This window comes from Bacillus sp. EB600, from assembly GCF_024494385.1.
Lineage (GTDB): Bacteria > Bacillota > Bacilli > Bacillales > Cytobacillaceae > JAEVLT01.
On the sequence record NZ_JAEVLT010000001.1, the window covers coordinates 163431 to 177478 of the forward strand.

The 14048-nt window shown below is 41.3% G+C and carries 13 protein-coding genes; 1 reads left to right on the forward strand and 12 read right to left on the reverse strand.

Annotation, left to right across the window (positions count from 1 at the left end; translation table 11 throughout):
* Position 1: 1 nt before the first annotated feature.
* From kamA to msrA, 12 genes are all read right to left on the reverse strand, one after another.
* Positions 2 to 1438, reverse strand: a complete 1437-nt coding sequence (kamA, locus tag JN080_RS00890; protein WP_256233989.1) for a lysine 2,3-aminomutase — start codon at positions 1436 to 1438, stop codon at positions 2 to 4.
* Between the two features lie 133 nt (positions 1439 to 1571).
* Positions 1572 to 2972, reverse strand: a complete 1401-nt coding sequence (locus JN080_RS00895; RefSeq protein ID WP_256233990.1) for a sigma-54 interaction domain-containing protein — start codon at positions 2970 to 2972, stop codon at positions 1572 to 1574.
* Between the two features lie 65 nt (positions 2973 to 3037).
* Positions 3038 to 3892 carry a putative beta-lysine N-acetyltransferase gene (gene ablB, locus JN080_RS00900; protein ID WP_256233991.1) on the reverse strand — a complete coding sequence of 285 codons (855 nt, stop codon included), beginning with the start codon at positions 3890 to 3892 and terminating at the stop codon, positions 3038 to 3040.
* 37 nt (positions 3893 to 3929) lie between these two features.
* The gene (gene gabT, locus JN080_RS00905; protein ID WP_256233992.1) at positions 3930 to 5264 is read right to left on the reverse strand and encodes a 4-aminobutyrate--2-oxoglutarate transaminase; all 1335 of its coding nucleotides are present in this window, start codon (positions 5262 to 5264) and stop codon (positions 3930 to 3932) included.
* Between the two features lie 16 nt (positions 5265 to 5280).
* Entirely contained in the window at positions 5281 to 6549 is a 1269-nt protein-coding gene (locus JN080_RS00910; protein ID WP_256233993.1) for a peptidase, read from the reverse strand.
* Positions 6550 to 6571: 22 nt separating this feature from the next.
* Complete coding sequence (locus tag JN080_RS00915) at positions 6572 to 7237, reverse strand: 3-oxoacid CoA-transferase subunit B (protein ID WP_256233994.1); 666 nt, start codon at positions 7235 to 7237, stop codon at positions 6572 to 6574.
* On the reverse strand, positions 7222 to 7914 hold the full coding sequence (locus JN080_RS00920; protein ID WP_256233995.1) for a CoA transferase subunit A: 693 nt from the start codon (positions 7912 to 7914) through the stop codon (positions 7222 to 7224). The genes JN080_RS00915 and JN080_RS00920 overlap by 16 nt, the downstream gene beginning before the upstream one ends.
* The gene (locus JN080_RS00925; RefSeq protein WP_256233997.1) at positions 7915 to 9264 is read right to left on the reverse strand and encodes an aspartate aminotransferase family protein; all 1350 of its coding nucleotides are present in this window, start codon (positions 9262 to 9264) and stop codon (positions 7915 to 7917) included. It lies immediately after the preceding gene.
* 123 nt (positions 9265 to 9387) lie between these two features.
* On the reverse strand, positions 9388 to 10368 hold the full coding sequence (locus JN080_RS00930) for a S66 family peptidase (RefSeq protein WP_256233998.1): 981 nt from the start codon (positions 10366 to 10368) through the stop codon (positions 9388 to 9390).
* Between the two features lie 56 nt (positions 10369 to 10424).
* A complete protein-coding gene (locus tag JN080_RS00935; RefSeq protein ID WP_256233999.1) occupies positions 10425 to 11891 on the reverse strand; it encodes an NAD(P)/FAD-dependent oxidoreductase in 1467 nt (488 codons plus the stop codon).
* A 231-nt stretch (positions 11892 to 12122) separates the two neighbouring features.
* On the reverse strand, positions 12123 to 12557 hold the full coding sequence (gene msrB / locus JN080_RS00940) for a peptide-methionine (R)-S-oxide reductase MsrB (RefSeq protein ID WP_256234000.1): 435 nt from the start codon (positions 12555 to 12557) through the stop codon (positions 12123 to 12125).
* A complete protein-coding gene (gene msrA, locus JN080_RS00945; RefSeq protein WP_256234343.1) occupies positions 12547 to 13038 on the reverse strand; it encodes a peptide-methionine (S)-S-oxide reductase MsrA in 492 nt (163 codons plus the stop codon). Before msrA ends, msrB begins: the two co-directional genes overlap by 11 nt.
* A gap of 214 nt (positions 13039 to 13252) precedes the next feature.
* Between msrA and JN080_RS00950 the strand changes: the two genes are divergently transcribed.
* Entirely contained in the window at positions 13253 to 14008 is a 756-nt protein-coding gene (locus JN080_RS00950; protein ID WP_256234001.1) for a DUF4397 domain-containing protein, read from the forward strand.
* Positions 14009 to 14048 lie beyond the last annotated feature (40 nt).

The window sequence follows — 14048 nt, forward strand, 5'->3', positions numbered from 1 at the left end:
TTTAACCCCCCCCATTCGTCTGCCCTTGTGAAGAATCTTTCTCATCACTTTTTATTTCTTTTTTTTGCTGCGCCTGGAATTTCTTTTCCTTCAGTTCATCACGTTTGGCCCGCTTATCCTTAAGAGTAGTGTGAGACGGATCTTCATTATAATGCTTTCTGCGGTTTATTCTGGATAAACCCTCCGGAACAAGGTTAAAATGCTGATCGTTCATGATTCCGGCAATACCTGCCAATGACTTTTTCATATCCATATCACTAAATATTTCACTAAAGTAACTCTCGGCTCTGCCTGGTACATAATTCTCAGGTTCCGGATAAGAGGTAATCACCCCTTCAAAATTTCGTAAAACAACTTTTTCCGGACTTTGCGAAATCAAATAATTAGGCTGGAGGGCAATTTTCCCGCCACCGCCGGGAGCGTCGACAACAAATGTAGGAACAGCATAGCCAGATGTATGTCCGCGCAGTCCTTCGATTATTTCAAGCCCTTTTGATACGGGTGCACGAAAGTGACCGATCCCTTCTGACAAATCACATTGGTATATATAATAAGGACGAACGCGAATTTTAACAAGGTCATGCATGAGCTTTTTCATAATCGGAACGCTGTCATTTATTCCAGCCAGAATGACCGCTTGGTTTCCAACCGGAACACCTGCATTTGCAAGCATTTCACAGGCCTGTTTTGAATCTTCGGTAATCTCGATCGATGTATTAAAATGGGTATTCAACCAGATGGGATGATACTTTTTTAAAATATTGCAGAGAGTTTCCGTAATTCGCTGTGGGAACACGACCGGAGCTCTTGTTCCAATCCGAATAATCTCCACATGATCAATTTCGCGTAAGTTTTTTAAAATGTATTCTAAAATTTGATCGTTAATTAAGAGTCCATCACCTCCGGAAATTAGCACATCGCGAACCTCAGGTGTTTGACGAATATAGGTAATAGCCGCATCAAGTTGTTTCTTCGGAACGCCCATGCCAATTTGTCCGGAAAAACGTCTCCTTGTACAGTAACGGCAATACATCGAGCACTGATTGGTGACAAGAAAGAGAACTCGGTCGGGATAGCGATGTGTTAAACCGGGAACAGGCGAATCCTCATCTTCAAACAAAGGATCTTCGAGATCGTATTTTGTTTTATGAATCTCCTGTGCAATAGGAACGGACTGCATGCGAATCGGGCAGCGGGGATCATCTTGGTTCATGAGGGAGGCATAATAGGGAGTAATGTTTAAGGGAATCGTCTTTGTCGAAATCCGAACCCCTTCTTCTTCTTCAGGTGTCAGCTTGATTACTTTCTTTAAGTCTTCCAATGTTCGGACTGTATTGGTCAACTGCCAAATCCAATCGTTCCACTGTTCTTCTGTTATATCTTTCCATAATTCTATATCCTTCCAATGTCTTTTTGGTTTATATAGGTTATGTTTCATGAAAGTCTCCTCCTAAACGGCTATATCCATTGTTATGCAATTTTCATGCCAAAGCTTATTTGTATAAGAGTAAGAGGATTCTACCATTTAATCAACCTGAAGTTGGCAAAAGGTGCCAAGATATTGGCACCCTTTAAGAATCAAAAAATTTTTTCATTTTATATTGTAGTGTTGGTCTTGGAATCTCTAATAACTTGGAAGCCTGTTTGATATTCCCCTTTGATCGGTTCAGAGCATCAGCAATCAGCCTTTTTTCCAAAATTTCGATATTTCTTCTTAACGAAAGGGATCGTTTCCCAATCGATTCCGAAATGGTTACCGGAGCTGAGTATTGTTTTAACATCGCCGGCAAGTCTTTTCGGCACAGTATCGACCCCTCACAAACATTCATCATATATTCAATCGTATGTTTAAGTTCCCGAACATTTCCCGGCCACGGATACTCAATGAAAAAATCTTCAAGTTCTATGTTTACTCCCCGGATACTTTTAGCTAATTTACCATTATAAAATGCAATGAAATAATCTGTTAGTAACTGAATATCTTCTTTTCTTTCCCTCAGCGGTAGCAGACTGAATGTAAACACATTCAAGCGATAATATAAATCTGAGCGAAGCTTTTGGTTTCTTAGTGCCTCGCCCGGGTGCACATTCATCGCGGCAATCACTCGAACGTCCACATGAATATTCTCAGTTCCGCCTACACGTCTAATCATTCCATCCTCGAGCACTCTTAATAGCTTTGACTGCAGCTCGATCGGCATCGCATGCAGTTCATCCAGGAAAAGTGTACCGCCGTCAGCAAGCTCAAACAAACCTTTTCTTTCCACGGCACCTGTGTAACTTCCCTTTGATGTTCCGAACAGGATACTTTCTAACAATGTTTCCGGGATCGCAGCACAATTTTGGGCGATAAACGGGCCATTTGTACGAAGCGATTCATGATGAATTCCCTGCACAAAAAGTTCTTTTCCCGTACCGCTTTCCCCGTAAATGAGGATTGGTGAATCTGAACGGGCGAACCTTTTGGCTTCAGCCTTTATCCGTAAAAACTCTGAATTTATTGTTTTAATATCATCCAATCTATAAATAACCTTATTAGCAGTCTTTTTTCCCCGATTATTATTTAAACTTTTTTGCAAATCTAAAAGACTTTCAGCTAACAGCTTCATTCTCGAGTAGTCTTTAGCAATCTCAACCGCTCCAATGATGCTATTTTCTAAAAAAATCGGCAGGGTTGTGTTAATGGTATCAATTCTTCTCCCATGGACATTTAAATAAACCTGCGCTCGATTATAAATCGCCTTCTTGGTTTTCATCACTTTTATTAACGTACTAGAGTCGGCTGTTAAGGAGGGGAAAACAGCTAACAGTGGCTTGCCAAGGACCTCATCGACAGCCATTCCGTCATGCTTTGCGGCAACCTCATTATAAAAAATCGTTTCCCCCTCAGTATTAACAACATGAATTCCTTCATCAATACTTTTTAGGATTGCAGCAAGCACTTCCTTCGTTAGGGCAGTAATCTGTACCATTCCATTCACCTGTCCATTAACCAAGATGTGTTGGTGCCAATTATTTGGCACCTGCAGCTAACAATTCAGCAGCTCGCCAAATTTTTTACCCACATATTCATACTTTCAAGTTTGTCATAGATATAACAATTATTCATCAGCCGGCCGCGATAACGATACCCAAGCTGAAATAACACTGCATTCATCCCAAAAGATAATGCTCTTGAAATCGAATACGCACAAAATATTCCTTTTCCCGTTAATTCCCTTTCAAGCTCATGAAGAAGAAATTTCATTAAGCCATATTTACGATGTTCCGGCAGGGTAGCACAATCCGTTAATTCAGCATTTCGATAAAAATCGTTCATTTCCGCCGAGGCAGCACTGACAATTTTTCCATGATAATAAAATACGTAATATATCGTACCCTCGGCCATTGTTTTTTTCACGTAATCCGGATCATTTAATGGCGTAGGGTAAATTGGAAATACCTGTTTGTATAGCGCCGACAGTTCAACTGCTGAGCCTTCATCCGCTTTTTTTAACTCATAATCACTTGGTAGAAAAACTTTATCAAAGACTGGCTTTAAATCACTTACCCCCTTCATGATTTGATCCTCTGTAATCCAGTGATCGTTTTTCTTCCGTTCAACTGTATAAAATTTTGAAAAAAAATAAGCATCTGAGCCGAGAAAATAGGCATCCACCACTGCCTCAGGTTGAAAACCCTTTTCAAAAAAGCTTAACAACTGTTCACTACGAACTTTAAAGATTACCTTTTCTACATTGTGCTTCTGACCAAGATCTTCTGCTTTTTGAATAACTAAATCGGTGTTCCCAAGGTAATCGTCAATTCGAATTCGTTTATTAAAAGGATCCACATACACTTTTAGGAAATAATGGTCTCCTTCGATGGATATAGTTGTTGCTGTTTGATTCATTTCCATTACTCCTCATCATTTTGGACATTACTCTTCCTCATGCCCGACAGCAAACTGTGATCGCTTCTTCTAACACATCAAATCCCTCTAGAAGCTGATCCTCTGTTATCACGAGAGGCGCCAACAGCCGAATAATATTTCCATATAATCCAGCTGTCATCAGCACCAGCCCATTTTGATGGGCCCGATTGATAATATGCTGCACAAGCTCTTTATTCGGCGCTTTCGTGTTAGAATCCTGCACAAATTCGAGAGCACACATCGCTCCAAGCCAGCGTACCTCCCCAATTTCTTGAAAACGATTTCCAAGTGGTTCAAACCGTTCCTGAAAAAGCTTGCCAATCAGATTGGCACGTTCTAGGAGTCCCTCATCCTCGATCATCTTAATGACTTCAAGGGCCGCTGTACAACCAAGCGGACTGCCGCCATAGGTGCCGCCTATTTCACCAACATTGGCTGAATCCATTATTTCTGCCCGACCTGTCACGGCACTGATTGGGATTCCCGCAGCTATCGATTTTGACATGGTCATCAAATCTGGGATGACATCGAAATGCTCGACGGCAAACATTTTACCTGTCCGGCCAAACCCGGTCTGTACCTCATCCGCGATAAACACTATTCCGTACTCTTCACACAAGCTTTTTACCCCTTTAACAAACCGCTGTGATGGAATCACAAACCCTCCTTCCCCTTGCACGGGCTCCATGATGACTGCGGCAATTTCTTCAGGAGGGATTTCACTTTGGAAAAAGGTTTCAAACCGATTTAATAACGCATTATCTAATTGTTCAGGTGTGGAAAATTCAGAGCGAAAATAATAAGGGTATGGCCATTTATATACTTCGGGGACAAACGGGCCAAATTGATATTTATAGGGTTTTACTTTACTTGTTAATGACATGGCCATATAGGTCCGGCCATGAAAGCCTCTTTCAAAGGAAATAATTGCTTTGCGTCCCGTGTATTTTCTAGCAATTTTCACTGCATTTTCAACAGCTTCGGCTCCGCTGTTTAAAAAAAAACTCTTTTTTTCATGAGTGCCAGGGGTGATTCGATTTAATTCCTCGGCCAGATTAATATAGGGTTCATACATCATGACATGGTAGCTGGGATGAAGGTATTTGTCAATTTGGCGGTGTAACTCTTGAACAACACGAGGAGGGCAGTGACCTACATTTAACGATCCGATGGCACCTGCAAAATCAATAAACCTATTCCCATCAACATCGGTAATTAATGCCCCTTCGCCCTTAGCGACAAAGGTATCAATTGTTGTAAAAGGTCCTTTTGGCACATTTGCCACTTTTCTGGCAAGCAGCTTTTGAGCATTCGGACCAGGAATAGCCGTTTTCCTATAGATTGATCCCATCTAGTGCTCTCCCTTCCTAGTCAGCTAGTTCACACCATTTGATTATCGTCAGGGCAATAATTTCGCTCGCTAAGAACATTTCTTCAAGGACAATGTGTTCATTCGCATCATGGGCGGTTTCTGTGATTCCTGGGCCGAATATAATAACAGGAATATTGCCTACATTCGAGAGGATGCCGCCATCTGTTCCCCATGGGCTAGCTTCAATCACTGGTTCTTCATTCTTAATTTCTTGAAAACTTTCTGAAAGAACCTTTTGAAGCGGATGCTTATCCTCTATACTTCCGGGCAGCCATCTTGCCCCAAACCATTCTATTTGGGGCGGATTTTCTATGAACCACGGATCGTCTTCGGAAAGTTCAGCTAAACATAGTTCCAGTTCTTTTTGAGCTGACACCATCGACTCTTCCGGAGCTACCCCCATCCTTCCCTCGATTAAGGCCTCATCAGGTACAGATGACGGCCAATCACCACTTATTAACTTCCCGACATTAATTGGGATGGGGATTGGAATTTTATTATAAAGAGGATCAGTAATTTTTTCATTTCTTTCTTTTTCTAAATGCTGCAATCTTTTAATTACAAGCATCGCCTTCTCAATCGCACTGACGCCCTCATAGCGGGTGCCGCCGTGTGCAGCCTTGCCCTTCACCGTAATTCGAAACCACATCGATCCTTGCTGCTTCGGAAAAATCTTCATATTTGTAGGTTCTGGAATAATCGCTCCATCGGCCTGGTAACCCCTTAATACGGCAGCTAACGTTCCCGCTCCGCCGCTTTCCTCTTCGATGACACTTTGAAAAATAACATCTCCTTTTAGGCGGACACCTAATGCAATTAATGCTTCCAACGCCATAAGAAGGGAAACCGTTCCTCCCTTCATATCGGTGGAACCTCTTCCATAAAGTTTTCCAGCTTCAATATGACCGCTAAACGGGTCCTTCTTCCAATTCTGCTCATCTCCGACCGGAACAACATCGATATGCCCGTTTAAAATAATTGACTTCCCTCCGCCCGTTCCTTTTAAGACAGCAACCAAATTCGGGTTACCATTAAAATCCTTTCGATCACAAAAATAGGCAGGATGCTTTTCAATTTCCCTGCTGTCAATTTCCCAAATATCCAGCTGCAAGCCAAGTTGACGACACTTTTCAATCATAATCGCCTGTGCACTGCTTTCTTTTCCCCGGGTACTATTTTCCTGAACAAGCAGCTGCAAAAGCTTTGTTCCCTTCGCTTGATTCTCCTTTAGCCACATTCTTACGAGGTGATCACAATCCTTCAATCCGTTCACTCCCTTTTGGCAGTTAGTAAGGAATCCTTCTCAGCATTTCCTTTATTTCGAATTCGGCGTCTGTTTTGTTTCGAACATCCTGTACATCGAATGGTGCGAATAACTCGGTTAACCAAAGCTTTTCTGCTGCAATTTTAAACACCGCTAACTCAGTTACAATCATGTCAACACAGGCCTTCGATGTTAAAGGTAAAGAACATGTTTGCAAAATTTTCGGTTTTCCTTTTTTATCACAATGATTCATTAACACAATCACTTTTTTTGCTTTTTGAGCAAGCTCCATTGCACCTCCCATTCCAGGTACTTTTTTCCCTGGTACAATCCAATTGGCAAGGTCCCCTTTTTGACTGACCTGCAATGAACCTAATATCGTTAGATCAACTATGCCTCTTCTAATCATGGCAAAAGCAATCGAGCTGTCACAATAGGAGCCGCCATTCGTTAACGTGACCGGAAAGCCCCCGGCATTACATAAGTTTTCATCCTCCATCCCTTTTTTTGGACTTGCTCCCATTCCAACAATACCGTTTTCAGCATGAAACATTACGGGCATGTCAGCTTCTAAATGATTCGGCACAAGCGAGGGGATCCCAATTCCAAGGTTAACAATCATTCCATCGTGAATTTCCTCCGCTGCTCTCCGTGCTAACCTGTTTCGAACATCTACTCCCATGCCCATTTCCAATTCACCCCTTTAGAAGAAATAACATAATCAACAAAAGCACCGGGTGTCACGATTTGTTCTGGATCAAGGCTTCCCATTGGTACAATTTCCTCAGTCTCTGCAATCGTTATCGTACCTGCCATCGCAACAAGGGGGTTCGTATTCCGGGCACTTTTGTCATATGTCAAATTACCGAACGGATCGGCCTTTTTTGCATAAACAATTGACACATCTGCTGTGAGGGCAGATTCAACGAGATAATGGTGTCCATTCAATTTAAATAATGGTTTATTCTTTGCGACCATTTCGTTATCGATGCCAACATCTGTTAAAATTGCTGCCAGACCGACTCCTCCGGCTCTGATTCTTTCAACAAGGGTTCCCTGCGGAGAAAACTCAACTTCAAGCCTTCCTTTATTCATTAGTTCTCCAGCATAAGGATTTGAACCGATATGGGACACGATCACTTTTGCCGCCCGCTCCATTCGAACCAATTTACCTATTCCAATATGAGGAAAACCAGTGTCATTACCGATTAGAGTTAAATCACGAACCCCTTTTTCAAGAATTGCAGCGATTAAGGTTGGGGGTGTACCGACACCGCCAAAACCCCCAAACATTAAAATCATCCCATCTTGAAAAAAAGGAATGACTTTATCCAGCATTGTCACTTTGTTTAGGGCTTTCGACATTCAATCACCCCCATCCTGGATTAACGCAGTTGAAAATGTCTCAAAGGTAGCATTCAAAAGATTTATCAATTCCTTTATTTCTCGTTTTGAAATTGTCAGTGGGGGGGAAATAATTACAGCGTCACCGTTTATTCCATCAATCCCGGCACCGGCCGGATAGAGTAACAATCCTTTTTCCTTGGCAATCGTAATCACTTTCTGGGTAACGTTCTCGCTTCTTAAAAAAGGAACTTTACCGGTTTGCTCCTTAATGAATTCGATACCAAGTAGAAATCCCTTCCCACGGATATCCCCAATAAAGGGAAATTTACTTTTTAGTCTTTCAAGTTTATTCCATAAATAAATACTTTTGTCTTCTACATTTTTCATAATCTGATTCTTTTCAAGGTATTCGATTACCGCTAAAGAAACAGCACAGGATTGTGGATTTGCACTCAAAGTGTGGCCGCTCATCACTGATTTGCTTCCAGCGAGAATCGGTTCCATTACTTTTTCACTTGCAACTGCTGCGGCAATCGGGGCATACCCTGCCCCCATCCCCTTCCCTAAGGCAACAATATCCGGAACAACATTCCACTGCTCTAATGCAAGCATCGTCCCCGTTCTGCCGAAACCAGTCATTACTTCGTCGGCAATAAATAAAATCTGATTCCGTTCACAAATGTCTTTGACAACTTTGTAATAATCCATGGGCGGGGTGATTGCCCCTCCTGCAGCTCCGATTACAGGTTCGGCGATAAAAGCGGCAACCTGATTTGCACCGATTCGATCAATTGCTGTTTGGAGTTCTTGGGCACATAGATAACCGCAACTGGGCGCATCAAGGTGATACGGGCAGCGATAACAATACGGAGGATGGATGACAGGAAAGTCCTCTAGCAGAGGTACAAATCTCGCCCTCCTTAACGGATGTCCTGACATTGACAACGCCCCTATTGTAATACCGTGGTAGCTGACCCATCTTGATAATACTTTTGTTTTGGTCATAACTCCTTGTTCTTGCCAATACTGAATGGCCATCTTCATAGCCGTTTCCGTTGCCTCGGAACCGCTATTCACAAAAAAGGACCAATTTAACTCTCCAGGCAATAGTTCAGCGAGTTTTCTAGCTAACCTTTCGGCTGCTTCACTTGTAAATTGTGAACGATAGACAAACGACACTTTTTTTGCTTGCTCAAGCATTGCTTCAATAATTTCTGCTACTCCGTGTCCAATATTAGCGGTGACGGCACCAGAGGCAGCGTCTAAATATTTTTTTCCATCGGTATCGTATAAATAGATTCCATTCCCATGATCGATTGTCGGGTAGGATTCATCAAGCATTGGTTTGATCAAAAAAGATTGTTCCATGGTCCACGCTTCTTTCTTTGTCAAATGAACGAGGATCTTATAGTAAATTGTATGAGAGGATATTTTAATTCTTTCATTACTTTTTGAGAAAAGAAAAAACAGACACGCGCTGGTGTCTGTCCGTTAAATTTGTTCTATCGTAATTTTTGTTGTTTCTGTTCCTGTTGCCGAAATCGTCGCTCGAGCGCCCAACGGAATCGTTGCCATTGGCTGAACATGTCCAAAATTGACATTGGTAATCACAGGAATATTCTTGAATTCCCGCTTACTTGATATTACTTTTCTTACAGCGGCTTCTGTTACATTCGAGGCTGTTTGGAACCTTCCGATGAGAACTCCCTTGATTCCTTTTGCATCTGGCAAATGAAGGAGTGATTGTAACTGACGATCAAAATTATAAATATGCGTTTCCTCGTCGTCCTCAATAAAAAGAATGGAATCCTCAAGTGGAGGCATATATTTTGTTCCTTGCAAAAGGTTTAACGTACTCAGGTTTCCGCCAATCAAAGTGCCTGAGGCTGTTCCCTCCTGATGGACCAGATAACCAATTTGGTCAACAAAGTTTCGGTCTTCCTGTTCCGAATACCACGGATCATCGCTCCAGGTCGGAGACGGATTGACATCAAACGGAGCATCATTTGTGACCGCCTCTAAAAAGGATTGAAGAGTATAATCAAAACCTGATTTTATGCCAAAGCTCGAAAAAAATGGACCGTAATAGGTAATTAATCCTGTTTTTTTATAGATGGCAGCCTGGATTGCAGTACTATCACTGTAACCACAAAACACCTTTGGATTGGCTTTAATTAAATCGTAGTCTATGTAGTTTAATAGCTGGTTGGCGTTATAACCGCCAGTCGCTGTTAAAATCCCTCTTACATTCGAATTTTGAAAAGCTTGGTGTAAATCCTCAATTCTCTGTTCAATCGATGTACTAAAGAATTCGTCGTGGTCCTCGACATTTTTCCCAAATGTAACCTGAAAGCCTAATTGTGTTAATCTTTCTATCGCGAATTCTACTTGTTTACCTTTAACCAATGCCATACTTGTCGATGGAGCGATCACTCTGATCTCATCACCGGGAATTAATCTGTTTGGCAGCATTCTTTCACCCACTTTTTTCTCATTAAGTTTATTTTGAAACCCGCAAAAGGGCGGGCTTAGACATTCACTATTTCCTTTTGATGGGTTGTTTTTGCTTTTTCAATAATATCTCTGGCGATCCAAACACCGCATGCACTTGCCTGAGCAAGGCCGCGGGTAATACCTGCTCCATCACCACCTACATAAAGACCGTCTATTTCCGTTTCAAAATGATCATTCAACTTAGGACGTGCTGAATAAAACTTTGCTTCTACACCATAGAAAAGCGTATGCTCTGAAGCGATCCCTGGTGTGACGTAGTTTAATGCTTCTGTCATTTCAATCAAACTTTTCAACGTGTTGTATGGAAGTACAAGACCTAAATCTCCTGGTACTGCTTCTTTTAAAGTCGGTTCAATAAATCCTTCTTTGATCCGTTTATCAGTTGATCTTCTGCCCTTTAGGAGATCCCCGTATTTTTGAACGATCAACCCACCATTTGACAGTGCATTTGCCAATTTTGAAATGGCATGAGCAAATTCATTTGGCTTATCAAACGGCTCCGAAAATGTATGTGAGACAAGCAAGGCAAAGTTTGTATTAGGGCTGCCTAATTTTGGATCCCGATAGGCATGTCCGTTTGCAAGCATGGTGCCAGAATGGTTTTCAACCACCACATGTCCCGAAGGGTTACTACAAAAGGTTCTGACTCGTGTTCCAACGGATGTATTAAAAATAAATTTGCCTTCATAAAGATTCTCATTGATTTCCTGCATGACAATATTTGTTGTTTCAACACGGACACCAATATCCACCTGGTTATTGATCATATGAAGCCGTCTTGAATTAAGTAACCCCTTAAGCCATGTTGAGCCATCCCTTCCAGGTGTGATGACAACCTTATCAGCAAACACCTTTTGATCACCTTTCAGTTGCACACCCAACACTTTTAGTCCATCAGTAGTCTTTTCAGTAAGTACATCTTCCACTTCGGTTTTAAATGACATTTCTATTTTCTCTTTTAAGTATTCATAAATACTTTGCATGATTTCAAGATTCTGTTCAGTACCTAAATGACGGACCTGTGCGCGAAGGAGCTTTAACCCGGCAGCATAGCCTCTACGCTCAATTTCTCTTACATTTTCTGTCATTGGATCGGTTATGCTCTTTGTTGCCCCATGCTTTAAGTTAATCTCATCAACATAACGAATTAGCTCAATGACCTGTGAATCGGGCAGGTAGTCTGTCATCCAGCCCCCAAATTCGCTTGTAATATTAAACTTTCCATCTGAATAGGCTCCGGCGCCCCCAAAGCCATTTGTAATTGAACAGGCTGGCAAACAGCCTGCATAATTCTTCTTTCCAGCAGGTGCGGGGCATTTCTTAATTTTTTTTTGCAAAATGGGACAATTTCTTCGATAGATATCATGCCCTTTATCAATTAAGAGTACCTTTGCATTAGGCATTTTAAGGGTAAGCTCGTAGCAGGTAAAAATACCAGCCGGTCCTGCCCCCACCACAAGCACATCATAGTTCATATCCATCACCCAAAACCTCCAACAAGATTATATATAACAAGAATGATTTAGCATTCTACTTTCAAATTGTTTAGTACATTATTCAGCGAACTTATGGGTTTTCTACTCACCACCGCTAAATATAGCACTTACATTTGATGAAGTCAACCAAAATCACGAACTATAAATAAATATTTTTATATAATGTTCGTGTATTTTTGACAAAAAAGAAAACCGCCAGCAGCGGTTTTCTTATTCCTATTTAAACATCTCTTTAAATTCTCCGTAGCCTGCTTCATCTAGTTTTTCAAGTGGGATAAACTTTAACGATGCAGAATTTATACAATAGCGCAGCCCAGTTGGACCAGGTCCATCATTAAAAACATGTCCTAAGTGGGAATCAGCTGTTTTACTCCTAACCTCTGTCCGAACCATAAAATGACTTACGTCTTTTTTTTCAATGATCTCCTCATCTTCAATTGGTTTCGTAAAGCTTGGCCATCCGCATCCTGCATCAAATTTATCTTTAGAAGTAAACAATGGTTTACCTGAAACAATATCAACATAGATACCTGGCCTGGTTTCGTTCCAATATTCGTTATGAAACGGAGGCTCAGTAGCACTGTTCTGTGTTACCTCAAACTGGGTCGGTGTCAGCTCTTTTTTTAATTTTGATAAATCTTTATTTTCCAAGCTGCTCCCCCCAATGTGTTTTTATAAATCCAGCGCGGCCTGAACCAACATGATAGGATTCATAGTGCGCAGGATTTTTTTTATAATAATGCTGATGGTAGTTTTCTGCCGGATAAAATTCCACTGCAGGCAAGATAGGCGTTACAATGGGTTTCGAGAATCTGCCACTGTCCTCCAATTGTTGCTTTGATTCCTCTGCAAGCTGTTTTTGCTGCTCATTTTGATAAAAAATCGCTGTTTGATATGACCTTCCACGATCGTAAAATTGCCCTCCCGGATCCGTTGGATCGATTTGCTGCCAATATAACGAAAGCAATTTTTCATATGGAAAAATGGTTGGATCATAAGTAATTTCAACCGCTTCGTAATGACCGGTTGTACCAGAACATACCTGTTCATATGTTGGATTTTCAACAGTGCCTCCCGTATAGCCGGAAATCACCTTTATAATACCAGGCTGTTGATCAAATGGCTTGACCATACACCAAAAGCAGCCTCCCGCAAAAATGGCTTTTTCATTTCTATCTTCCACACTATCCACCCCTTAAATAGGTTAACTTTAAGTATACAGAATAATCCTCCATTTTAAAATCGAGATGCTTTGCGGCTCCTCACAGCAAATGATTAAAGTGTTAAGCACCCGTCTTCAGGTTGTCGAATAATATGTAGTAGACAACATAATTGGGGTGAGGACGATGGCTGAAAAGAGAAATCAAATTGATTTTCTGCAAAAAGCAGCCATGTATGAATTATTAGCGGATTATTACAGGTATTCAAACCCAAACCTGCATATCCATTATTATCTTAAACATATGAAAAATACTAATAAAGCATTGGATATTATGAGTAATATAACCGATATCAATAAGCGAGTTTTGCATGCTGATGCAAACATCCGCTTTCTTCATGCTGTTTACGATGCCCATAAAGTCGATTTGTATGTGAATAATAAACCGTTCGCAAGTAACGTTCCTTTTCAAAAGGTAAGTGACTATGTTTCACTTCAGCCGGGGCAATACAGCATTGAGATTTTTTCAAGCGAGGAACCAGCTAAAAGGCTTTTAAACAACAACATGTTAATCGAAGCTGGAAAAATCTATACCATCGCTGCTGTTGGACTGCTCGAAAAGGTCAATCTGCTCACCGTTGAAAACAGACCGAGCGTTCCTTTAGGTGAATCTAAGATGCGGTTCTTACATTTAGCAACCGATACGCCTTCGCTTGATTTAGCAGTAAAAGATCGTGATGTCGTTTTCCCAAATATATCGTTTCAGCAAGCGACAGACTATTTAGGGTTAACTCCGATGACAGTCGATTTAGAACTGCGAACCGCAGGCCGTAAAGAGGTTATTCTTCCAATGCCAAAACTTCAATTCAAAGCAAATGAAACATATACGGTCGTCCTATTCGGTTTGGAAAAAGAGCTTTCTATATCGGTTATAAAGGATTAATCCTTAAATCTGACTCCAGTGGATGGAGTCTTTTTCATGA

Excerpts from the sequence above, each read along its gene's own strand:
- JN080_RS00950 (WP_256234001.1), top strand. The coding sequence starts at position 13,253 with ATGGCTGAAAAGAGAAATCAAATTGATTTTCTGCAAAAAGCAGCCATG.
- msrA (WP_256234343.1), bottom strand. The coding sequence starts at position 13,038 with ATGGTCAAGCCATTTGATCAACAGCCTGGTATTATAAAGGTGATTTCC.
- ablB (WP_256233991.1), bottom strand. The coding sequence starts at position 3,892 with ATGAATCAAACAGCAACAACTATATCCATCGAAGGAGACCATTATTTC.
- JN080_RS00920 (WP_256233995.1), bottom strand. The coding sequence starts at position 7,914 with ATGTCGAAAGCCCTAAACAAAGTGACAATGCTGGATAAAGTCATTCCT.
- JN080_RS00895 (WP_256233990.1), bottom strand. The coding sequence starts at position 2,972 with ATGGTACAGATTACTGCCCTAACGAAGGAAGTGCTTGCTGCAATCCTA.
- JN080_RS00915 (WP_256233994.1), bottom strand. The coding sequence starts at position 7,237 with ATGGGCATGGGAGTAGATGTTCGAAACAGGTTAGCACGGAGAGCAGCG.
- kamA (WP_256233989.1), bottom strand. The coding sequence starts at position 1,438 with ATGAAACATAACCTATATAAACCAAAAAGACATTGGAAGGATATAGAA.
- gabT (WP_256233992.1), bottom strand. The coding sequence starts at position 5,264 with ATGGGATCAATCTATAGGAAAACGGCTATTCCTGGTCCGAATGCTCAA.
- JN080_RS00930 (WP_256233998.1), bottom strand. The coding sequence starts at position 10,368 with ATGCTGCCAAACAGATTAATTCCCGGTGATGAGATCAGAGTGATCGCT.
- JN080_RS00935 (WP_256233999.1), bottom strand. The coding sequence starts at position 11,891 with ATGGATATGAACTATGATGTGCTTGTGGTGGGGGCAGGACCGGCTGGT.
- JN080_RS00925 (WP_256233997.1), bottom strand. The coding sequence starts at position 9,264 with ATGGAACAATCTTTTTTGATCAAACCAATGCTTGATGAATCCTACCCG.